Source organism: Maricaulis sp. (genome assembly GCF_017642925.1).
Lineage (GTDB): Bacteria > Pseudomonadota > Alphaproteobacteria > Caulobacterales > Maricaulaceae > Maricaulis.
In genome coordinates, this window is record NZ_JAEPOL010000022.1 from 12073 (window position 1) to 33560 (window position 21488).

A 21488-nucleotide genomic window follows, 5' to 3' on the forward strand; every position below is an offset into this window, starting at 1 on the left:
ACCGTCAGTCCGCGAGGCCCTGCAGCGCGTCGCGCACGGGGCCGGCCACCCGGTCGATGCGGCCGTCATTGACGCCCACCGCGCGCACCTCGCCCGCCACCGGATCCACGGCCACCACGACGAACCACATCGTGTTCGAGCCGGCATGCTGCAGCCGGCCGCCCTCACCGACACCCCAGCCCATCGCATACTCGCCGCCGAAGGGCGGCGTGTGCAGCAGCGCCCAACTGTCGGCAGAGAGATAGTCTTCCGGCTGGTCGAGATGTGCCGTCAGGAAGCGGGCGATATCGCTCATCGGGGCATGCACCGTGCCGGCCGGTCCCATCACCGGCGGATTGTCGGCACGCGGCCCGGGCGCCACGGCGTTCAGCCCGCCGAACAGGCCGGCGCGGTGACCGCGCGGCTGGTCGACCGTGTCCGCCGAACCGGGCGCCCCGAAACCGGCGCGGGTCATCCCCAGCGGCTCGAACACTTCGGCGCGGATCAGGTCTTCCCAGCTTTCGCCCGTCACCTGTTCCAGCATCGCCCCGGCGATCACATAGCCGGCATTGGAATAGAGAAACTCCGTCTCGGCCTGCGCCGCCGGTTCGCGCGCCAGCATGCTGGCGGCATAGTCCAGCCGCTGTTCGCCCAGGGGCGCGTCATTGGTGGCGAAACCGACCAGGGCCAGCATGCCCGGATTGGCATCCAGCCCGGCACGGTGCGAGAGGAGATGGCGGAAAGTCATGTCGCGATAGGCCGGATGGATTTCCTCGACGCGATTGCCCAGATGTTCAGCGACCGTATCGTCCCAGCTCACCACACCGCGCTCGGCCAGGCGGGCAACCAGGGTCGCGGTCATCGCCTTGGTATCCGATCCGATATGCCAGAGATCGTCCGGTGCGATCGCGGCTTCGCTGCCGCGGGCCCGCACGCCCGCCGTGCCGATGCGGATATCGCCGCCGCGCGCCACCATGACGGACGCGCCCGGCGATCCGGTCTCCTCGATCAGCTGTTCGGCCGTCACGGCAAGTTCGGCGTCCTGGGCGGCCGGGGCTGCGGTCTGCAGCATGATGACGGGCGCGGCGGCGAGGCAGAGCGGTGACAGCATGGATATCCTCCGGTTTGCCGGCCGGGCTTTCGCGCGCGGCGCCGGGGCGCTAGACAGGCGAACATGGTCCGACTGACGAAAATCTACACCCGCACCGGCGACGCCGGCACCACCCGGCTCGGCGACATGTCCGAAACAGTCAAGCATGACCCGCGGGTCGATGCCTACGGGGATGTCGACGAGACGAATTCCTCCCTCGGCCTCGCCCGCGCGGCGCTGGGCGCCGGGCATGAGCTGGACGAGGATCTGGCGCGTATCCAGAACGACCTGTTCGATCTGGGCGCCGATCTGTGCGTGCCCGAGAGCGATACACCGCCGGACTTCGAACCCCTGCGCATGACGGCCGGACAGGTCGAGCGCCTGGAGGCGGCGATCGACCGGCTGAATGCGCGCCTGGAGCCGCTGAACTCCTTCATCCTGCCGGCCGGCAGCGAAGCCGCCGCGCGCCTGCATTTTTCGCGCACGGTCTGCCGCCGCGCCGAGCGCAAGATTTCCGCCCTGATCGCATCCGGCGCCCGGATCAATCCGCAGGCGCTGAAATACGCCAACCGCCTGTCCGACCTGTTGTTCGTGATGGCCCGGATCGCCAATCTCGATGCCGGCGGCGATGTGCTCTGGGTACCGGGAAAAGACCGGTAGGCGCGCGATTGTTTCCGCGCAGGAAACACGAAAGTGATATCTCCCCGGTCGACATGCGCTGCAGATCGCCTATCTCTGGGTGCGACAATTCAGCTCATCCGGAGACCCGCATGACCCGCTTTCTGACTGCCACTGCCGCCCTCGCCCTGATCGGCGCCGCCGCCCAGGCCGAACCGGTTTCGTTCGAGTTCGACAAGTCCCACACGATTATCCAGGCGTCCTGGGAGCACCAGGGCTATTCCACCCAGTCCCTCCAGTTCACCGATTATGACGGCACGCTGGACCTTGACCTGGAAGACCCGTCCGCCTCGACGGTCGACATCACCTTCAACCTGGTCGACGGCATTTGGGCCGGCGCCAACCAGGAGCGTTTCCTGGGCCACCTCGCCTCGGACGACTTCTTCGGCCTTGACGCCAACCCGACCGCCCATTTCGTCGCCACCGGTTTCGAGACCGAGGATGGCGAGAGCGGCACGATGACCGGCGACCTGACAATGAATGGCGTCACCGCACCGGTCACGCTCAACGTCACCCTGAACCAGGTCGGCGAGACCCAGGACGGCAATACCAAGGCCGGCTTCACCGCCACCGGCAGCCTGATGCGTTCGGAATGGGATATGGGCTTCGCTGTCCCCTACGTCTCCGACGAGATCGAACTCTTCATCTCCACCGAGCTGGTCGCCGCGGCGGAATAGCCGCATCGCGACGATACTGGACGATCGAGGGCGCTTCCGGCCGGAAGCGCCCTCTTTTATGCCTGGCGCGCTGAGCGCAAAACGTACCTGAAGCTCGAATCGAGTCCTTCAGATCACACCGCACCGCAGCATTTTAGCGCTGGCGCAGCGCCGAGAATGCAGCCGCGACCAACCGCACCGGCATACCCGAATCCACATGCCTGGTGCGAATTGACGCACGCGTAAGCCAGCGGGCTGCATTGACTTACCGCACGCGCGAAGGCAGTTTCGCCGCCTGTTCTTTGTAGGTGCGCAGAATATCCCGCGCGCGGCCAACCGGAGCCCCAGCATGAAGATTCTCGTCCCCGTCAAACGGGTCGTCGATTACAACGTGAAGGTCCGCGTGAAGCCCGATCAAACGGGCGTCGACCTCGCGAATGTGAAGATGTCCATGAACCCCTTCTGCGAGATCGCCGTCGAGGAAGCGATCCGTCTGAAGGAAAAGGGCGTCGCCGAAGAAATCGTCGTCGTGTCCATCGGACCGGCGCAGGCCCAGGAAACCCTGCGGACCGCCCTCGCCATGGGCGCCGACCGCGGCATCCTGATCCAGACCGACGAGACCGTCGAACCGCTCGCCGTCGCCAAGCTGCTGAAGGCCGTGACCGACGAGGAGAAGCCGGAAGTCGTGCTGCTGGGCAAGCAGGCGATCGATGACGACGCCAACCAGACCGGCCAGATGCTGGCCGCGCTGCTGGACTGGCCGCAGGGCACCTTCGCCTCCAAGGTCGAGATCGCCGACGGCAAGGCTACCGTGACCCGCGAGGTCGATGGCGGCCTGCAGACGATCGCGCTGGAACTGCCGGCCGTGATCACCACCGATCTGCGCCTGAACGAGCCGCGCTACGCCTCGCTGCCGAACATCATGAAGGCCAAGCGCAAGCCGATCGACACCAAGGCTCCGGACGATTTCGGCGTCGATATCGCCAAGCGTCTGGACGTCGTGAAGGTCTCCGAGCCGCCGAAGCGCGAAGCCGGCATCAAGGTGGAGAGCGTCGCCGAGCTGGTCGACAAGCTGAAGAATGAAGCGGGAGTGATCTGATCATGACGGTTCTCGTTATTGCCGAGCACGACAACAGCGCGCTCAACGACGCCACCCGCGCCGTGATCACCGCCGCCAAGAAGATCGGTGGCGATATCCACGTCCTCGTGGCCGGCAAGGATGCCGGCGGCGTGGCCGAAGCCGCCGCCAAGCTGGACGGTGTCGCCAAGGTGCTGCACGCCGAAGCCGACGTCTTCGCCTCGCCGACGGCGGAAGCCATGGACGCGCTCGTCACGCCGCTGATGGACGATTACGACGCCGTGCTGTCGGCTGCGACCACGATGGGCAAGAACTTCATGCCCCGCGTCGCCGCCCGCCTCGACGTGATGCAGATCTCCGACATCACCGCGGTGGAAAGCGCCGACACCTTCGTGCGTCCGGTCTATGCCGGCAACGCGATGATGACGGTGAAGTCCAAGGACGCGAAGAAAGTCATCACGGTCCGCCCGACCACGTTCGAGAAGGCCGGTGACGGCGGCTCGGCCTCGGTCGAGGATCTCGGTGCCTCCTCCGGCCCGTTCAAGTCGGAATTCGTGTCCGAAGAGCTGTCGGAATCGGATCGTCCGGAACTGACCCAGGCCAAGATCGTCATCTCCGGCGGCCGCGGCATGCAGTCCGGCGACAATTTCCACCTGCTGGACAAGATCGCCGACAAGCTGGGCGCCGCCGTCGGTGCCTCGCGCGCCGCTGTCGATGCCGGCTTCGTGCCGAACGACTACCAGGTCGGCCAGACCGGCAAGGTGGTCGCGCCGGAACTCTACATCGCGGTCGGCATCTCCGGTGCCATCCAGCACCTGGCCGGGATGAAGGACTCCAAGGTCATCGTCGCGATCAACAAGGACGAGGAAGCGCCGATCTTCCAGGTCGCCGATTACGGCCTCGTCGCGGACCTGTTCCAGGCCCTGCCGGAACTGGACGAAGCGCTGGGCTGAGCCCTGCGCACCGCCCGAAACAGGAAACGCCCGGCCGTCCAGCCGGGCGTTTTCTTTTGGTGCTTTCGTCAAGGCAAGAATTCTTGAGTGGTCGCATTTTCGAACCGCAAAACCGGTCCCCACTTTTGCTGAAAATGCTTTAGCCAATCGCCAGCAGATGCCGGCCCAGCCGCCACCAGGTGCGAAGCTCCGAAGGACGCCGCCCGGCCTCTTCCAGCGCATCGAGCGCATCGCGGTCGAGCCAGCGCCCGTCGCGCATCACACCGCGCGGCGTGTAGAGGATGGAGGGGCTGGTCAGCGGGTCACCGTCGACGAGCACCAGATCGGCAAAGCAGCCCACGGCCACACAGCCGACCTTGCCCTCCAGGCCCAGGACATCGGCCGGGTGCACGGTCGCCGAGCGGATCGCCTCGAGCGGCGTCAGTCCGGCCCGAACCAGAAGCTCGATCTCGCGCACCGTCGACACGCCATGCGGCGAGGCCATGATGCCGGAGTCCGAACCGACCGTCAGGCGCACACCCGCCTCGTGCATCATGCCGGTGAAGGCCTCGTAGAAGGCCTGCATCTGCGTGCGGTCTTCATGGACATAGCGCGACCAGAAATCGAACGTGTCCCGCTCGAAACCGGCGACCACCGGGTTATAGCCTTCCATCTCGGGACGCAGCAGATGCCCGCCGCGCGTCTCGACGATGCGCGCCAGATTCTCGTGCACGACAAGCGTCGGATCGACCGTGGCACCGGCCGCGGCAATCGTCTGCGCCAGGGCACGGGCGCCGTCCGGATCGGTATTGTCGGACAGGCCATGCCAGACGATCGACTCGGTGTGCTCGATCGTGTCGAAACCGGCCGGCAGCGTATCGGTGAAGGGCAGCGGGTCGTCTTCGGTGCCCTCGACCGGGTGACCGCTCATCGTCATCCCCAGCGCTGCCGCCTCCTCGCGGATCGCGGCAAAGCTCTCGCGCGACAGGTTGGAATAGAGTTTGAGGTGGCGGAAACCGGCCGCGTGCTGGCGCCGCACGGCCGCGCGCGCCTCATCGCCGCCCATCACCAGCTCGTGCAGCAGGTTGGCATTGCGGCCGCCGCGCTCATTGATGATCGCGCCTGTGGTGATGAGGCGGGGGCCGTAGAGACGGCCTGCATCGATGCGCCGGGCCAGCGGCAGGTGGAAGGGCATGCCGCCCATATTCCGCACGGTCGTCACGCCAACCGCCAGCCCGGCCGCCAGGTCCACCTCGTCGAAAACATGGACATGCATGTCGATCAGGCCCGGCATCAGGGTACGGCCCTGGGCATCGATACGCGGAATGTCCGGATCGATGCCGGACATTCCGTCCGGCCCGATGCGCGCGATCCGCCCGTCCTGCACCAGAACCGACCGGCCGGCCTGCCGGGTACCGGTTTCCGGATCGAACAGTGTGGCGTGCTCGATCAGCCAGGTCCGCGATGCGTTGTGTTCCGGCACCATGGCGCCGGGCACCCGGGCGATGATGACGGCCGAAGCGGCGATCGTGGCGAGGATGACGGCAAGGCCGCCGGCGAGGATACGAAGCATGAATGTCTCCCGTCTGAATTTCGGGAGAGATCAGCATGTCCGGAGACCGGCATCGTCCGGAATCCGGATTCCGGACGTGCGGAATTCGTCAGGCGCTGCGGATACCGGAAACCGGTCCGCCCTCACCCTCGCGCAGGCGCGCCGCATAGGCCGAGGGCGTCTCGCCGGTCTCGCGCTTGAAAACGGCATTGAATACGGATTTCGAGGAAAATCCGGCCGTGAAAGCCAGGTCGATCACGCGCTGGGCGGTGCCGGCGCGGGCATCCTCCTGCATCATCGCGCACACATCCTCGATCCGCAGGCTGTTGATGTAGTCGTTGAAATTGCGCCCCGTCGCCGTCTTGATCGCGCGTGACACGGCCCGCTCGCCCAGCCCTGCTGCCGCCGCGACTTCCGTCCGGGTGAGACGCGGTTCTGAATAAAGCGCCTCGCCGCGCACGACCTCATCGATGCGCCGGAAGTCCTCGGCCTCGGCCGCCGCGTCGCCCGGTGCCGGTGCGGCCGGCTCGTCCCGCGGCGCGTCCAGCGCACCGGGCTCCAGCCCCTCGAACAGGCGGCTGTGGCGCACCGCGATCAGGATCAGCACCACCACGAAGGCCAGCGAGACGCTGATCTGGAAGAGATAGGCGGTCTGGGTCTCCAGCCAGGGCCAGTAGGGATGGATCCAGTGCGCATCCATCCGCAACACGTCGAACACGCCGTCGACGACATAGAAGCCGATCAGGGCGTAAAGCCCGTTGAGCTGGATCGCCCGGGCATCGGACCGGGTCTCGCGGGTCGCCCGGCGGAAGCGGTGGATGAGCCAGATCGCGGCGGCGGAGTAGACAATCAGGCTGATCCGGGCGGCGTGCTCGACCCAGGCGATCTGCGTCGTCAAAGCCAGCGCGACCAGGAAGGGCACGGCATGCGGCCAGTCGCGCCAGGTCAGCGCCGGGCCGGCAATCATGATGCCGCGGACAGTGAGATAGACGAGCGGCGGATAGGCCAGGCGGAAGGCCGGCGTGACCAGCCAGATCTCGCGAAACCCGGCCGTCTCCTCCAGCACGTTGAAGATCATCCAGGTGCAGGACATCGCCATCAGTGCCGAGACCGCCCGCAGCCGCGGCTGCGAGACGGTCAGCAGCACACCCAGACCGGCAATGGCGATCAGGGCGATATGGACGAGATTGACCGGCTGGAGCGTCATGGCGGGCAGATTAAGGACTGGGAACGGCCTGCCTACCCCTTCCAGCCGCGAAAGTCGCGGTATTCGGCCAGGGCGGACACGGCGCGGCGCAGCTGTTGCGGCGCATCGGCGGCCTCGCGCTCGCAGGCATCATAGGCGGCATGCACGCTGTCGAAGATGTGCTGGGGCGCCTTGGTCAGCGCATCGCCGGCCTCGCCCGCGTCGATCCCGGGACCGCCGGTGACCGGCTTCTCGCCACGTTCCAGCAGGACCAGGTGGGCGGCGAGATCGCGTTCGATCACGCCGAGCTGTTGCGCCAGCCCCCGGTCCCGGCTGCGGTGCAGCCAGACCAGGGCCATAATGGCGACAAGAAGAATGAGCGGAAGAAGCAGGGCCATACGGCCCGGACTACTCCGCCGCGCTCCCGCCTTCCAGCACAACGGTCAGCGAGCGCAGATCGACGAATTTGAAGTTCTGGCCGCCGGTCTCGTTCTCGTCGTCCTGCACGACGAAGATCCCGCCGGGGAAAGTCTCGCCCAGATTGGCGGTCGAGATGTCCAGACCGTCGGTATGGGTCACCCCGTCCACGGCGCCGTCGACAATCCGGAAGCGCGTGACGAATGCGTGCGTTTCCAGATCATAGGCCGCATAGGCATTGTCGCTCTGGGAGGAAACGACCAGCCAGCCACCGGTCTCGCCGCGCGGCAGGAGAGCGGCACCCTCGGCGTCGGCGCTGAGCTGCTGGCCATCGACGGCCGCGATCTGCACCGGTTCGGCCGGGTCGGTGGGCTCGGCGCCCATCATCCAGACGCCGGCATTCTCCTCATTCATGTAGACTGTGCCAGTGCGCTCGTCCGCAACACAGCCTTCCGCGATCGTGCCCAGCGTGACGCGGCGGACTTCCTCGGCGGTGACGCTGTCGCCATTCCAGCCCACGCGGACCTGGACGAAAGTGCCCGGATCCTTGTCGGAGACGAAGGCGTAGAGCTCGCCGTCCTGGTGGCTGCGGTAGAAGCAGAAACCGTAGGGTTCGACGATATTGTCCAGCGGCACGGCGCCGGCATAGTTCACATCGCGCGTGTCCGGATCGATGAAGAAGAAGGCGATGCCGATATTGGAACGGTCGGACGCGCCGGCAATGTCGACGACACGATCGCCGAGCGCGAAGTCGTAGCGGACATCGACATTGTTGAGACGACCTTCGGGCAGGTAGGCATGCTCGGCGCCGGTCATGGTGTAGACGTAGACGCCATTATCCTTGTCAGTGCCGAAGATCAGGCTGTCGGCCGGATTGTCCGAGACCCACACGGCCGGATCATCGGCCGCATCGCCCGTACCGGCGACGCTCGCCGTTTCCAGCACAGCCTCGATCTCGACGGCCGGCAGTCCGCCGCCACAGCCGCCCAGTGCCAGTGAGAATGCCGCAAGGCCGAGAATCCGCTTCATCCCTGTCCCTCCAGAAGTCCGGTTCGCCGCGCCATAGCACGGGTTCAACCGAAATGGCACGCGGACAATCGTGACACTTCTTTGACGGGGTGATGCAATTTCGCACCGTCACAAAACTTCAATCCAAACGACACGGAAGTGCAGTCTTAGCGTCATCAGCCTGTCGCGGCTTTTCCCCCAATAAGGCGCCGAAATCGGACTGCCAGGCCCGACTCGCCAGTCATTTCCTTGAAGGGGGACATCATGACCAGGACATTCGCCATGCTCGGCACCGCCTCGGTGCTGGCACTTGCTGCTGCGACCGCCGCCCAGGCCGGTACCATTGCCGGCCGCGTGATGGACGGTTCCCAGACCGTGGGTCTGGAAGGCGCCACCATCCGCATCGTGGAAACGGGCCAGACCGTTGCCGCCGGTTCGGACGGCGCATTCCGCATCGTCGGCCTCGCTGCCGGCACCTACACGCTGCGCATCAGCTATGTCGGCGCCGAGCCGGCCGAGACCTCGGTCACGCTCGCCAGCGTCACCGACACGGCGACCCCGGTGATCACGATCGGCGAAGACGTCGATTATGTCGACAACATCCTGGTGATCGGCCAGCGCGGCGCGCTCAACTCTGCCCTGTCGCGCCAGCGCGCCAATGACGGCAATATCGTCGTCCTGTCCGCCGACGCGATCGGCCAGTTCCCCGACGAGAACGTCGCCGAAGCCGCCCGCCGCGCCGTCGGCGTGAACGTGCTGAACGACCAGGGCGAAGGCCGGTTCGTCTCGATCCGCGGCCTGGATCCGAACCTCGTCTCTACCTCGATCAACGGCGTGCGCCTGACCTCGCCGGAAGCCGAGGACCGCCAGGTCGGTCTCGACGTCATCGACGCCGACGTGCTCTCCAGCGTGGTCATCAACAAGTCGCTGACGCCGGACATGGACGGCGACAGCGTCGGCGGCAATGTCGAGATCGAAACCACTTCGGGTCTCGATGTCGACCACCTCTACATCCGCGGCCGGGTGGCTTCGCTCTACTCCGATATCGAACAGGATTTCGGCTGGCGCGGCTCGGTGAACTTCGCCAACAACTTCCTCGACGGCCGCCTGGGCGTGGCCGGTTCGCTGTCGCACCAGGAACGCGTCTTCGGCTCGGAGAGCTATGAGGTCGACGGCGGCTGGGAAACGGGCGAAAGCGTGCCCTTCCCGAACGAAGTCGAGATGCGCAACTACCAGATCACGCGCGAGCGCACGACGGCGGCCCTGAACTTCGACTATCGCTGGTCGAACGAGCTGAGCTTCTACCTGCGCAATACCTGGTCCGACTTCTCCGACCAGGAGCACCGCAACCGGGTCGAGGTGAAGCTGGAAGACGCCGAGTACAATGACGCTGCTTCTTCCGGCAATCTGGCCGCCTTCGTCGCCGAAGAGATGGAAATCGACCGCGACATCAAGGATCGCCTGGAAACCCAGATGATCTTCGCCACCGATTTTGGCGGCGAATGGCTGCGCGGCAATACGACGGTCGACTGGTCGCTCTCCTACGTCCATTCCGAAGAGGAAGAGCCGAACCGTCTGGACACGGATTTCTCCTACGAGTTCGAGGATGATGAGGTCTTCGGTGTCGACGTTTCCAACCCGCTGCTGCCGCAGCTGGTCTATGGTGGCGGCGCGACCACGGACGCCGTCTTCGATCCGTCGATCTACGAGAATCAGGGTTTCGAGGTCACCAACGGCCTGTCCCAGGACCGCGAATACGCCGCGGCGCTGAACGTCCGTCACGACTTCAACTATGCCGGCATGGCCACCTACATCCAGTACGGTGTGCGGGCCCGCATGCGCGACAAGAAGTATGTGCTGGATTTCGACGTCTATGAGAGCGACGACAATCTGACGCTCGACCAGGTCGTGCGCACGGTCGACTACTCGCAGGACCGCCTCGGCCCGGTGCCGGATCCGGTCGCGGTGCGCGACTATTTCAACGCCAATTTCGGCGGCCTGGAACTGGACCCGATCGCCAGCGACATCGACAGCTATGGCGCGACCTACGGTGTCGAGGAAGACATCATGGCCGCCTATCTGATGGGTTCCGTCGAGAACGGTCCGCTCAGCGTGGTCGGCGGCTTCCGCATCGAGCAGACCGACGTGTCGGCCTATGGCTATGAAGCCTTCCTCGCCGAGGAAGGCTCGACGATCGGTGGCGTGCTGCAGGATCAGGACACGGTGATCGTCACGCCGCAATACGTCTCGGACGACTACACCGACGTGCTGCCCTCCATCCTCGCCCGCTATGAAGTGGCCGAGAACTGGATTGCCCGCGCCTCCTATTATGCCTCGATCCAGCGCCCGAACCCGGGCCAGTTCGCGCCGCGTCTCCTGGTCGAACAGAATGACGATGACGAGATCGAGGGCGAGTTCGGCAATCCGGACCTGCAGCGCCTGGAAGCCGACAATTTCGAGGCCTCGCTGGAATGGTATCCGAACAATGACGCCGTCGTTTATCTCGGCTATTTCTACAAGGATCTGGAAAACGTCATCGGCCCGATCCAGTACGAGAACGAGCTGATCAATGGCCGCCTGTTCGACGAGGCCGACAGCTATATCAACCTGCCGGAAGCGGAAGTGTCGGGCTGGGAGTTCAACTACCAGCAAGCGCTCGACTTCCTGCCGGTCGAAGGCTTCATCGCCGGCTTCAACGCCACCCTCGCCGACAGTGAGGCGACCCTGCCGGACGGCCGTGTCGTACCGCTGCCGCGCCAGTCGGACGAAGTCTGGAACGCCGTGCTCGGCTATGACCAGGGCCCCTGGGACCTGCGCGCCGTCGTCTCGCACCGTTCCGAATTCCTCGACGAGATCCGCGGCGATGCCGACGAGGACCGGATCGTGCTGGACCACACCCAGCTCGACCTGTCGGCGAAGTTCCGCTTCAACGATCATCTCCAGATCTTCGGCGATCTGAAGAATGTCACCGACGAACCGTTCCGCGCCGTGACCCGTCCGGACGGTGTCGACCGGGTGGAACAGTTCGAGGAATATGGCTGGTCGGCCGTCTTCGGCGTGCGCTTCACATATTAAGCAGCACCGCATCCCAGACAGGAAACCCCGGGCCATCGGCCCGGGGTTTTTCTTTTTATTTCCGATAGTTAATTGTCGGTGCGGCCGACGCGAAACTGTCTTCCAGGCGTCACCGATCCGTCGCGTTATCGGCGTAGACAGGCGCCGACCCGCTCCTCCCCGACCGGGTGACCTTCCCGCTTATCCCTCCGGGCAGGGTTTCAAACTCACAGGGCCGTCCGCGTTGTGGACGGCCCTTTTTTCTTGCCGGCCGCGCGAACGCAACAGGGGCAACCAGGAGCACCCGCTTGCCCTTACGACACGGTAAGTTGTTCCGGAGCGGCGGTGCTGCTTGACTGACGGCATCCTGCCAACCGGCTGTTTCTCCAAAAGATGCCGATAGATAACGGACCATGCCGATGAGTATTCTGGCGCCGTGCCTGGCCGCACTTGCTGCACTCTCCCTGCAGGGCGAGCCCGTGCCCGGGCTGCAGTCATCGCCCGACCGCATCCGGGAAAGCGCGCTTCCCGCCCACTATCTGCAGGGTCATCTCGATGCGAAGTCGATCCCGCAGGCGATGCTGGAGCAGGATATTCCCGGGCTCAGCATGGCCTTCATCGCGGATGGCGAAATCGCCTGGCAGATGACGTTCGGCTATGCCGACCTTGCCACGGCAGCCCCGGTCACGCCCGACACCGTGTTCGCGGCGGCTTCGCTGAGCAAGCCCGTCGCGGCCATGATGGCGCTGCACTTGGTCGACCGGGAGGCGCTGAGCCTGGACGCGGATGTCGACGATTATCTGCACGACTGGCAGATCCCCGCCAGCGCATTCACGGCCGAAGAACCCGTCACCCTGCGCCGCCTGGTCGGCCACACGGCCGGCATCGCCAATCATCTGTGGTCGGCCTACGATCCGGGCGAACCGCTCCCTTCGATCGAGGCCATGCTGACCGGTGCGCCGCCTTCGGTCGACCCTCCAGCCGCCGTGGAAGCCGTCCCCGGCGCGCGCTACCGCTACTCCAATCCCGGCTATGCCATCATCCAGAAACTGGTGCAGGACGCGACCGGCGAAGATTTCCAGAGCGCTGCCGAGCGGATCGTCTTCTCCCCGGCCGGGATGACGCGAAGCACCTTCGCCCAGCCGGTCCCGGCGCCGCTGAACGCAGCGGCCGCAACCGGCTATTCGAACCAGCTGCACCCCTATCCAGACCGGCTGTTTCCCTTCCTCGCGGCCGGCGGCATGTGGTCGACACCGGGCGATCTGGCCCGCTTCATGGGCACGCTGATGGAGGATCGGGCAACGGGCGCGGGCCATATCCTGTCGCCTGAACTGGCCGCAGAGGTTTTCGCGCACTCCGAAGGCCGGCTGGGCTTTACCCGGACGCCGGGCGCCGATGGCGAAGTGCTGGTCGAGCACTGGGGCAGCAATGCCGGCTTCACCAGCTACATGGTGGGCCATCTGCCCGGCAATCAGGCGCTGGTCGTCATGACCAACAGCGATAACGGCTTCAACCTGATGGCCTCGATCGCGCGGTCGGTTGCGCATGAATACGGCTGGCCGCTGCTGGAGCCCACGGTCTACACGGAAGCCGATCTGCCCGCGGCGGATCTCCGGCGCTTCGCCGGCACATATGGCGACGGGCTGGCCTTTTCGGTGGCAGACGGTGCCCTCACGCTCGCAGCCCCCGGCGACGCGACGGCACAAACACTTATCCCCGTCGGCCCCGCGACACTCATCTCACCATCGCAGAACACGACCTACCAGTTCATCGAAGCGAATGACGGCGCGATCCGATGGGTCCGCATGACGCAGGGGAGCGGGTATAATAATGATTTTCCAAGGAACTAGACCCCGCCGGGCGGGCGGCTGGCGCAGCCTGGCGCTCTGTGCGCTGGCATCACTGGCCGCGGCCTGCAGCACCACGACCGCACCCGCCGACGGCACGGCAGACAGCCGCGCTCCGGAGCTGGACGTCGCCGGGCTGGAAAGCTTTGTCCGCCAGGAAATGGCGGGCACCGGCGTGCCTGGTCTTTCCATGGCGGTCATCCGCGACGGCGAGATCGCCTACAGTGGCGGTTTCGGCGTGAGGAATGCGCAGACCGGCGGCGCGGTGACAACCGATACCCTGTTCGAAGCGGCGTCGCTTTCCAAACCGGTCTTCGCCTATTTCGCCATGCTGCAGGTGGAGAAGGGTGTCATCGAGCTGGACCGCCCGCTCTACGAATACCTGCCCCATCCGGACCTCCCCGACGATCCGCGTGCGCAGGAACTCACCGCCCGTATGGTGCTGACACACGCCACGGGTCTGCCGAACTGGCGATCCTATACCGGCGGCGTGCTCCAGTTCGTGTTCGATCCGGGAACGCGTTACGGCTATTCCGGCGAGGGCTATGAATATCTCCGGCGGGTGCTGCGGCACGAGCTCGGCGTCAACGATGACGGGCTCCAGGCCGTGTTTCAGGCCGAGGTCGCCGACGAGATCGGCGCGGACTTCATGAGCTATACCTGGGACGCCTCGATCCCCGAGCGTAAAACCTTCGGACACCGGAACGGCATACCGACCGACAATGACGGGCACGACATGAATTTCGGTGCGGCCTACAGCCTCAATACCACCGCCGAAGACTATGCCCGCTTCCTCACCGCGCTGATCCGGCCCGACGCAAGCCGGGCGGGAACGGTTGAACGTCTGCTCGCCGTCCAGGACACAATGCCGGCCGAGGAGGGCGAGCTGCATCGCAGTCTCGGTTTCCAGATCAAGGCGACCGCACACGGGCTGCGCTACGACCATTTCGGCGATAATGGCGACTTCCGCTCCTATTGCCATTTCAGCCTGGACAGCGGCGACGGCCTTGTCCTGTTCGGCAATTCCGACGCCCTGTTCTCATCCGGCCTTGCCAGGCGGATCGTGGAGCATCTGGGAGAGGAGTGGGTCTACGACTAGCCTGCCGCGCGTTTACACGCCCCGTGCAATCGCTGCCCGGATCAGGGCCTTGGCGTCCTCGCTGTCCCATTCGGCCGGGGCGGTGACCCGGCCCAGTTCGCGGCCCTGGCGGTCATAGAGCACCGAGGTCGGCAGGCCCGGCGTGCGGATCTGTGAGAAACTGGCCAGATTGCTGTCATGGATGATCGGCAGGTTTTCCAGCTCGATCCGCTCGAAGAAGGCCAGCACGTCATCCATCGACCGGTCGAGACTGACGGTGACGACCTGGAAATCCTCGCCGCCCAGATCCGCCTGCAGCCGGTCCAGCGCCGGCATCTCCTCCACGCAGGGCCCGCACCAGGTCGCCCAGAAATTCACCAAAATCACCTGGCCGCGATAATCCGACAGGCGGACTTCGTCGCCGTTTTCGTCGACATAGACGGCATCCGGCTGGGGCGGCGCGTCGTCGATCTGGGTGAAACGGCGCATCTCGCCGCGGGCATAGCTTTCCAGCCCGCCCGCATCGCTCTGGTCCATCGCGCTGAACACCACGACAAGGAATCCCACCACGAGGATTGCGGCCATGCCAAAAATGGCTATTCCAAGTGGAGTCTTCATATCGCTTCGCTCCCCAATCCGCAGGAATCCCCGATGGCCGAGAAATCCCCGCAATCTTCCCAGTCCAGCGCCATGTGGGGCGGACGTTTCGAGGCCGGGCCGTCGGCGGTGATGGAAGCCATCAATGCCTCCGTCGACGTCGACCGGCGCATGGCCGAGCAGGATATCGACGGATCCCTCGCCCATGCCCAGATGTTGAGCGAAACCGGTGTGATTTCAAGCGAGGATGCTGCGGCAATCCGCCAGGGCCTGGAACAAATCCGTGAGGAGATCCGCGCCGGGGCGTTTACCTGGTCCGCCGCACTGGAAGACGTGCACATGAATGTCGAGGCGCGGCTGAAGGCGATTATCGGCGAACCGGCCGGCCGCCTGCACACCGCCCGCTCACGCAATGACCAGGTCGCGACCGATTTCCGCCTCTGGCTGCGCGATGCCTGCGACCGGATCGATGCGCAACTGGCTGCATACCAGAAAGCGCTGGTCGCCCAGGCCGAAAAACATGTCGACCAGGTGATGCCCGGCTTCACCCATCTGCAGACCGCCCAGCCGGTCTCGCTGGCGCACCACCTCCTGTCCTATGTCGAAGTGGCCCAGCGCGATCGCGGCCGCTTTGCCGATGCCCGCAAGCGCCTGAATGAAAGCCCGCTGGGCTGTGCGGCACTGGCCGGTACCGCCTTTCCGATCGACCGCGAGATGACCGCGAAGGCACTCGGCTTCGACCGGCCCATGGCCAATTCGCTCGACGGCGTCGCGGCCCGCGACTTCGCGTTGGAAGTGCTCTCCGCCGCCTCGATCTGCGCGGTCAACCTGTCGCGCTTTGCCGAGGAGATCGTGCTGTGGTGCACGCGCCGCTTCGGCTTTGCCTCGCTGTCGGATGCCTGGTCGACCGGCTCGTCGATCATGCCGCAAAAGCGCAATCCCGACGCCGCCGAGCTCGTGCGCGCCAAGCCGGGCCGTATCATCGGTTCGCTGACCGGCCTTCTGACCGTGGTGAAGGGCCTGCCGCTGGCCTATTCCAAAGACCTGCAGGAAGACAAGGCACCGGTCTTCCAGGCGATTGACGATCTGGAACTGGCTCTGCTCTCCATGGCCGGCATGGCCTCTGATCTGACTTTCCACGGCGCCGCGATGGAAGCCGCCGCCGGCGAGGCCTATTCCGACGCGACCGATCTGGCCGACTGGGTCGTGCGCGAGCTGGGCAAGCCCTTCCGCGACGCCCACCACATCTCCGGCTCGATCGTGAAGATGGCCGAGAAGCGCGACATCCCGCTGGCGCAGCTGCCGCTGGCCGACATGCAGAGCGTCGAACCGGGTATCGACGAACGGGTGTTTTCCGTGTTGAGTGCCCGGGCATCGATGGAAAGCCGCACCAGTTTCGGCGGCACCTCGCCGGTGCGTGTGCGCGAACAGGTCGCCGCGTGGAAAGCCCGGCTCGGCTAGCCGTGCAACGTCCGGGCAGAGTTGAGGGAATGGACATGAAACGACGCCTTGCCGCCCTGGTCCTTGCGACCCTGAGCGCCCTGACCGTCGCCGCCTGCGGCCTGCGCGGCGAACTGGAACGCCCGCCACCCCTGTGGGGCGATCCGCCGCCGCAGGATGAAAACGCCGACGGCGACAGCGAAAACTAGCGCCTGGCTCTCCAAATCGTAATGCATGTGGCTCTCGTCTATCGCGGCGGCCATGATAGGGTTCGCGCATGCGTCGCCGCTCGCTCATAGCTGCCGGGTGCGCCCTTGTCTGGGAAGCCTCGGTTCCTGTGCTCTGGCCTGTTCTGGCCTGGGCCTCTGCCTTTGCGATTCTGGCTCTTCTGGGCCTGTGGGACCGGATCGGCGATCCCTGGCGCGCGGCCTATGCCCTTGCCACCCTGCTGCCCGCGGCCTGGCTGACCTGGCGCGGCCTCCGGGCCTTCCGCTGGCCCGATGCCGATGCGCTGGCCCGCCGTGTCGAGGAAGACAGCGGCATCGAGGCGCGTCCGCACGAAGCGCTCACCGATAAGCCGTCTGACAGCGATCCGGTCGCCCTGCATGTCTGGCAGGAACACCAGGCCCGCATGCGCCGCCGCCTCGCCTCGGCCCATGCCCGCCGCCCCAAGGCCGCCTGGGCACGCACCGACCGCTGGGCCCTGCGCGGCGCGCTGGGCCTGCTGCTCGTGGTGTCCTGGTTGGTCGCCGGACCGGCGGCCCGCGACCGTCTGGGCGAGGCGTTCGGCCTGACGCCCATTCTGGCGGGTGGTGAAACCCTGAGCATCGATGCCTGGATCGACCCGCCGGCCTATACCGGCCGCGCCCCGGTCTTCCTCGCGGAAACCGAACGCAGCGCCGAAGTGCCGGAAGGCTCGACCTTCATTACCCGTGTGGCCGGCAGCCGGCGCGAACCGCGCCTCACCCTGCGCAGCGAAGCGGGGACCGAGCGCGGCGAAGTCCGCCAGATCGGCGACGGCGTCTGGGAGGTCCGCGCGCCTGTGACCGGCGATGCCACCGCCCGGCTGGCCGCTCCGGGTACGCGCGAAACCTGGACGCTGGACGCCATTCCCGACACACCGCCGCGCGTGCGTCTGCTGGCCGTGCCGGACGCGACATCCGCCGGCGAGCTGGATCTGCGCTTTGCTGTCGAGGATGATTACGGCCCCACCGGCTATGCGCTCGACATCCGCCCGGAAGACGACGGGAGCGCCGATTGGGAACGCCTTCCCATCGATGCCGTCTCGGTGACCCCGCTCAGCGAGGGCGAGGGGCTGGGCACGCTGCTGGAAACCGCCCGCCACCCGCTGGCCGGCTCGCGCGTGATGATCCGCCTGGCTGTCACCGACGCGGCCGGCAATGAGGGCCTGTCACCGCCCCTCGGCGTGACGCTGCCCGAACGGGTCTTCCTGGACGCACTCGCTCGCGCTGTGGCCGAACAGCGCCGCGGCGTGATGGCGGCCGATGCCGCCTATGCCCCCCTGCCCGAGCGGCCGGTGATGTATGCCGAGGACATCCCGCCCGGTCCGGCCTATCTGGCCGAAGAGCCCGAGCGCCGGATCGAACGCGCGCCGGAAGGCCTGCAATATGCCGCCCGCGCGCTGGACGCGATTTCCGACGCGCCGGTCTATTTCTTCGACGATCCGATCGTCTATCTGGGCATTCGCGAAACCGTTCATCGTCTGCGCCGCGCCCGGGACCAGGTCGACCTCACCGGGCTGGACGACGATCTGTGGAATATCGCCCTGCGCGCCGAGCTGGGCTCGCTGGCCGATGCGGAGGCCGCACTGCGCGCCGCCGAGCGCGCGTTGATGGAAGCCATGGCGCGCGGTGCCGACGAGACCGAGCTGGCCGCCCTGTTCGAGGCCTATGAAGAGGCGATGGACAATTACATGGCGGCCCTCGCTCGCGAGGCGGCGGAAGAAAATGAGTTTGCCGAAGGCGGCGGCGGGCCGCAGCTCGACCAGCAGATGCTGCAGGACATGCTCGACGCCCTGCGCGAAGCGGCCGAGCTGGGCGATACGGCCGAGGCACGCCAGGCGCTGGCCGCGCTGAGCGAGCTTCTGCGCAACATGCAGATGCAGATGGGCCAGGGCACGGGCGGCGAGGGTGAAAGCGACGCCACGTCGGAGGCCATGCGCGAGGCGCTGGAAGAACTCGGCGAGATGATCGGCGAGCAGCGCGACCTGCAGGACCAGACCTTCGGCCTGAACCAGCAGCAACAGCAGGGCGGCGGTGCGCCGCAAAGCGGCGAGCAGTCGGGCCAGCCCTCCGGCCAGGGCTCGCAATCGCTGGCCGAGAACCAGAGCGGCGGTGCGTCGAGCACGCAGCAGCTGGCGGACGCCCAGGGCCAGCTGGCCCAGCGCTTCGGCGAGTCGGCCGAGGCCGTGCCCGGCGAAGGCGAGAGCGGCGAGACGCTCGGCCAGGCCGGTCAGGCCATGCGCGAGGCCGAGGAGGCGCTGCGCCAAGGCAGCACCGAAGACGCGCTGGCCGCCCAGGAACAGGCCCTCGCCCAGTTGCGTGAAGGCGCCGAGGAACTGGCCCGCGAGCTCATGGAGCGTATGGAAGAAGGCCGCGGCCAGGCCATGGGCGAAGGCGAGGAAACCGATCCGCTGGGCCGGCCGTCCGAAGGCGCCTTTGCTGACGGATCCGGTGTCGAGGTGCCCGAGGAGATGAGCCGGGCCCGCGCCCGGGCCATCCTGGAAGAACTGCGCCGCCGGGCCGCCGAAAGCGGCCTGACGCAGGAAGAGCTGGACTATATCGAACGCCTGCTGGATCGGTTCTGAGGCGGCGGGCCGTTGCCTGCATCAACGCTTATCGCAGCCCGGCAGCATACGGTCAGTTGGCAGCCCGACTTGCCGACACTTCGTTCAACAACTCCCGCAGCCCGATGGCTTCGACGCCATCGGCCAGCCGGTAACGCTCCTGACCGCCATATACGAAGAACGCCCTAGCAGGCTGCAGGTCCTCGCATGCGGAGTGGAAGCCCCGGGTGAGCTTCGGCGTACTGGTGCGCTTGATTTCGATTGCCCAGGTTTCGCCGTCCCGCTCGACGAGAAGGTCGATCTCCGCACCGCCCGCCGCCCGGTAGAAGCTGAGTTGATGAGCCTCCAGCTGACCGGCCGCGGCGATATCCTCGACAACAAAGCCCTCCCAGCTGCCACCAAGAACCGGGTGCCCCAGCAAGGCATCGAAGCTGTCAATGCCCAGCAATGTATGGCAGAGCCCGCTGTCGCGGACATAGACTTTCGGCGACTTGACCAGCCGTTTCTTGGTGTTTCTGTGCCAGGGCATGAGCTTGCGGACCAGCAGCAGGTCGATCATCAGATCGCGGTAGTTCGCGACGGTCTTGCTGTCGACGCCCAGCGAACGGCCGAATTCGGACGCATTGAACAGGCCGCCCTGGTGATGCGCCAGCATCGTCCAGAAGCGGCGCAGCGTTTCCGCCGGAATACGCGTCCCGAGCTGCGGGATATCCCTCTCCAGATAGGTCCGGATGAAATCGCGGCGCCAATTGACGCTGGCCCGTGCTCTGGGCGCCAGCAGGCTGCGCGGGAAGCCGCCCCGCTCCCAGAGGGTCGAAACCGGGATGTCCTCATCAAGTTCTCTGGCCGTGACCGGCGCCAGCTCGCGATACGCCACGCGGCCGGCAAGCGACTCCGAGGACTGGTTCATGAGCTCCATCGACGCGGAGCCGAGCAACAGGTAACGCCCGTCGCCGCGGCCGAGCCGGCGAGCCTCGTCGATAAGGCCACGCAGCGTTCCGAAGAGTTCCGGAACACGATGAACCTCGTCGAGAATAACCAGCTTGTCGAGATGATCGCGTAGATAAAGTTCCGGATCCTGAAGCTTGGCCATGTCCGACGGCCGTTCGAGATCGAGATAGATCGATGGCCGGCCCGATGCGATCTCGTGTGCCAGCGTGGTCTTGCCCACCTGACGCGGCCCGAGCAGGACCACCGCAGGGTTTTCATCCAGCGCCTCGACAATTTCCGCAGTCAGATCGCGTGATATCATCCTTGCAGTTTCGTATATAAGTTCCGAATCTGCAAGGATAAGATATCCCCTGTCGTCGCCGGACGCGGCCGGTGAAATCAGTGATGACCGCCGTCAGCCGTTTCCTGGTGCTCGGCGACAACCGGCTCATGCCCGGCAGCCGGGGCCGGAGCATGGTCAGGCGTATCATGAGACGGCGTGTTGTGCGACGGCGCTTCATGGGATGGCTCTGGGTTGGACGGGGCAGCATGCGCGTCCTCATCCTCGCCGGCATCCTCGTGCGCCGCATTGCCGGTCGCGGCATGGGCCATCAGCATCACCTCGACCTCGACCGCCGAGGGCGGGGGATCGGACACGACGGTGCGGAAATCCTGGCGCTTGCCGGCACGGATCTGCGCGGCCGGCACCGACACCGTCCATTCCAGAACCGACTCGCCCTGCGCATCGCGCAGCACGGCCCGCAGGCCCGGCATGGCGCGCGAGCGGCGGTCGAAATTGCGCACATCGCCCTCGATCACGAGAAGCGGAACGCCATGATCCACATCGCGGCGGATATCCAGCTCGCCGACCGAGAAACCGTACGGGTTCACCTCGGCCCCCACCGCGGCATAGGCCGAGGAGGCGCGCGGCCAGAGCGTGACGACATCCACCCGGAAGATCCAGGCGGTCGTCAGCACGACAGCGCAGGCAACGGCCAAAGCGCCCCAGGCCCCGCCCGCAGCAGCGACCGAGAGGGTGTGACGTTTCTTTTCCTGGCGTTCGCGGAAAGCCTTGTGCGGCTGCTTCTCGACGACCGGTTCGGCCGGGGATTGCGGTGAGACCATGTCTTGCGCCGCGGCCGCTTCCGTTGGAATCTGGG

At 66.0% G+C, this 21488-nt stretch carries 18 protein-coding genes; 10 read left to right on the forward strand and 8 right to left on the reverse strand.

What is annotated here, in order from left to right; translation table 11 throughout:
• Positions 1-4: 4 nt before the first annotated feature.
• Positions 5-1090 carry a serine hydrolase gene (locus tag JJ918_RS15210; RefSeq protein ID WP_291889198.1) on the reverse strand — a complete coding sequence of 362 codons (1086 nt, stop codon included), beginning with the start codon at positions 1088-1090 and terminating at the stop codon, positions 5-7.
• A 63-nt stretch (positions 1091-1153) separates the two neighbouring features.
• Between JJ918_RS15210 and JJ918_RS15215 the strand changes: the two genes are divergently transcribed.
• The 4 genes from JJ918_RS15215 (at position 1154) to JJ918_RS15230 (ending at position 4434) form a co-directional block, all read left to right on the forward strand.
• On the forward strand, positions 1154-1729 hold the full coding sequence (locus JJ918_RS15215) for a cob(I)yrinic acid a,c-diamide adenosyltransferase (RefSeq protein ID WP_291889200.1): 576 nt from the start codon (positions 1154-1156) through the stop codon (positions 1727-1729).
• Between the two features lie 110 nt (positions 1730-1839).
• Positions 1840-2424, forward strand: coding sequence for a YceI family protein (locus JJ918_RS15220; RefSeq protein WP_291889202.1), 585 nt, complete (start codon positions 1840-1842; stop codon positions 2422-2424).
• 328 nt (positions 2425-2752) lie between these two features.
• Positions 2753-3502, forward strand: a complete 750-nt coding sequence (locus tag JJ918_RS15225) for an electron transfer flavoprotein subunit beta/FixA family protein (RefSeq protein ID WP_291889204.1) — start codon at positions 2753-2755, stop codon at positions 3500-3502.
• A 2-nt stretch (positions 3503-3504) separates the two neighbouring features.
• Positions 3505-4434, forward strand: coding sequence for an FAD-binding protein (locus tag JJ918_RS15230; RefSeq protein WP_291889206.1), 930 nt, complete (start codon positions 3505-3507; stop codon positions 4432-4434).
• 139 nt (positions 4435-4573) lie between these two features.
• On the opposite strand, the gene JJ918_RS15235 is transcribed toward JJ918_RS15230, so the two are convergent.
• From JJ918_RS15235 to JJ918_RS15250, 4 genes are all read right to left on the reverse strand, one after another.
• Entirely contained in the window at positions 4574-5986 is a 1413-nt protein-coding gene (locus tag JJ918_RS15235; protein WP_291889209.1) for an amidohydrolase family protein, read from the reverse strand.
• Between the two features lie 88 nt (positions 5987-6074).
• Positions 6075-7172, reverse strand: coding sequence for an AraC family transcriptional regulator (locus JJ918_RS15240; protein WP_291889212.1), 1098 nt, complete (start codon positions 7170-7172; stop codon positions 6075-6077).
• Positions 7173-7204: 32 nt separating this feature from the next.
• Positions 7205-7549, reverse strand: a complete 345-nt coding sequence (locus tag JJ918_RS15245) for a hypothetical protein (protein ID WP_291889215.1) — start codon at positions 7547-7549, stop codon at positions 7205-7207.
• Between the two features lie 10 nt (positions 7550-7559).
• Entirely contained in the window at positions 7560-8597 is a 1038-nt protein-coding gene (locus JJ918_RS15250) for a phytase (protein ID WP_291889218.1), read from the reverse strand.
• Positions 8598-8840: 243 nt separating this feature from the next.
• On the opposite strand from JJ918_RS15250, the gene JJ918_RS15255 reads away from it, so the two are divergent.
• The 3 genes from JJ918_RS15255 (at position 8841) to JJ918_RS15265 (ending at position 14576) form a co-directional block, all read left to right on the forward strand.
• Positions 8841-11651: a TonB-dependent receptor gene (locus tag JJ918_RS15255; protein ID WP_291889221.1), complete on the forward strand. Its 2811-nt coding sequence runs from the start codon at positions 8841-8843 to the stop codon at positions 11649-11651.
• A gap of 392 nt (positions 11652-12043) precedes the next feature.
• Positions 12044-13480 carry a serine hydrolase gene (locus JJ918_RS15260; protein WP_291889223.1) on the forward strand — a complete coding sequence of 479 codons (1437 nt, stop codon included), beginning with the start codon at positions 12044-12046 and terminating at the stop codon, positions 13478-13480.
• The gene (locus tag JJ918_RS15265) at positions 13461-14576 is read left to right on the forward strand and encodes a serine hydrolase (protein WP_291889225.1); all 1116 of its coding nucleotides are present in this window, start codon (positions 13461-13463) and stop codon (positions 14574-14576) included. Before JJ918_RS15260 ends, JJ918_RS15265 begins: the two co-directional genes overlap by 20 nt.
• Positions 14577-14588: 12 nt before the next feature.
• Here the strand turns inward: JJ918_RS15265 and JJ918_RS15270 are convergent, their stop codons facing one another.
• Positions 14589-15140, reverse strand: a complete 552-nt coding sequence (locus JJ918_RS15270) for a TlpA disulfide reductase family protein (RefSeq protein WP_291889228.1) — start codon at positions 15138-15140, stop codon at positions 14589-14591.
• Between the two features lie 66 nt (positions 15141-15206).
• On the opposite strand from JJ918_RS15270, the gene argH reads away from it, so the two are divergent.
• The 3 genes from argH (at position 15207) to JJ918_RS15285 (ending at position 19419) form a co-directional block, all read left to right on the forward strand.
• On the forward strand, positions 15207-16613 hold the full coding sequence (gene argH, locus JJ918_RS15275) for an argininosuccinate lyase (protein ID WP_291889232.1): 1407 nt from the start codon (positions 15207-15209) through the stop codon (positions 16611-16613).
• Positions 16614-16648: 35 nt separating this feature from the next.
• Positions 16649-16801 (forward strand): lipoprotein, encoded by a 153-nt coding sequence (locus tag JJ918_RS15280; protein ID WP_291889235.1) that lies wholly within the window; start codon positions 16649-16651, stop codon positions 16799-16801.
• Between the two features lie 68 nt (positions 16802-16869).
• Complete coding sequence (locus JJ918_RS15285; protein WP_291889238.1) at positions 16870-19419, forward strand: DUF4175 family protein; 2550 nt, start codon at positions 16870-16872, stop codon at positions 19417-19419.
• 52 nt (positions 19420-19471) lie between these two features.
• Here JJ918_RS15285 and JJ918_RS15290 read toward each other — a convergent pair whose 3' ends face one another.
• Positions 19472-20650: an ATP-binding protein gene (locus JJ918_RS15290; RefSeq protein WP_291889241.1), complete on the reverse strand. Its 1179-nt coding sequence runs from the start codon at positions 20648-20650 to the stop codon at positions 19472-19474.
• A gap of 77 nt (positions 20651-20727) precedes the next feature.
• Positions 20728-21453: a DUF3426 domain-containing protein gene (locus JJ918_RS15295; protein ID WP_291889243.1), complete on the reverse strand. Its 726-nt coding sequence runs from the start codon at positions 21451-21453 to the stop codon at positions 20728-20730.
• Positions 21454-21488: the final 35 nt, after the last annotated feature.

Coding starts and splice junctions, on each gene's coding strand:
- JJ918_RS15210 (WP_291889198.1), bottom strand. CDS start 1,090: ATGCTGTCACCGCTCTGCCTCGCCGCCGCGCCCGTCATCATGCTGCAG.
- JJ918_RS15215 (WP_291889200.1), top strand. CDS start 1,154: ATGGTCCGACTGACGAAAATCTACACCCGCACCGGCGACGCCGGCACC.
- JJ918_RS15220 (WP_291889202.1), top strand. CDS start 1,840: ATGACCCGCTTTCTGACTGCCACTGCCGCCCTCGCCCTGATCGGCGCC.
- JJ918_RS15225 (WP_291889204.1), top strand. CDS start 2,753: ATGAAGATTCTCGTCCCCGTCAAACGGGTCGTCGATTACAACGTGAAG.
- JJ918_RS15230 (WP_291889206.1), top strand. CDS start 3,505: ATGACGGTTCTCGTTATTGCCGAGCACGACAACAGCGCGCTCAACGAC.
- JJ918_RS15235 (WP_291889209.1), bottom strand. CDS start 5,986: ATGCTTCGTATCCTCGCCGGCGGCCTTGCCGTCATCCTCGCCACGATC.
- JJ918_RS15240 (WP_291889212.1), bottom strand. CDS start 7,172: ATGACGCTCCAGCCGGTCAATCTCGTCCATATCGCCCTGATCGCCATT.
- JJ918_RS15245 (WP_291889215.1), bottom strand. CDS start 7,549: ATGGCCCTGCTTCTTCCGCTCATTCTTCTTGTCGCCATTATGGCCCTG.
- JJ918_RS15250 (WP_291889218.1), bottom strand. CDS start 8,597: ATGAAGCGGATTCTCGGCCTTGCGGCATTCTCACTGGCACTGGGCGGC.
- JJ918_RS15255 (WP_291889221.1), top strand. CDS start 8,841: ATGACCAGGACATTCGCCATGCTCGGCACCGCCTCGGTGCTGGCACTT.
- JJ918_RS15260 (WP_291889223.1), top strand. CDS start 12,044: ATGCCGATGAGTATTCTGGCGCCGTGCCTGGCCGCACTTGCTGCACTC.
- JJ918_RS15265 (WP_291889225.1), top strand. CDS start 13,461: ATGATTTTCCAAGGAACTAGACCCCGCCGGGCGGGCGGCTGGCGCAGC.
- JJ918_RS15270 (WP_291889228.1), bottom strand. CDS start 15,140: ATGGCCGCAATCCTCGTGGTGGGATTCCTTGTCGTGGTGTTCAGCGCG.
- argH (WP_291889232.1), top strand. CDS start 15,207: ATGGCCGAGAAATCCCCGCAATCTTCCCAGTCCAGCGCCATGTGGGGC.
- JJ918_RS15280 (WP_291889235.1), top strand. CDS start 16,649: ATGAAACGACGCCTTGCCGCCCTGGTCCTTGCGACCCTGAGCGCCCTG.
- JJ918_RS15285 (WP_291889238.1), top strand. CDS start 16,870: ATGCGTCGCCGCTCGCTCATAGCTGCCGGGTGCGCCCTTGTCTGGGAA.
- JJ918_RS15290 (WP_291889241.1), bottom strand. CDS start 20,650: ATGATATCACGCGATCTGACTGCGGAAATTGTCGAGGCGCTGGATGAA.
- JJ918_RS15295 (WP_291889243.1), bottom strand. CDS start 21,453: ATGGTCTCACCGCAATCCCCGGCCGAACCGGTCGTCGAGAAGCAGCCG.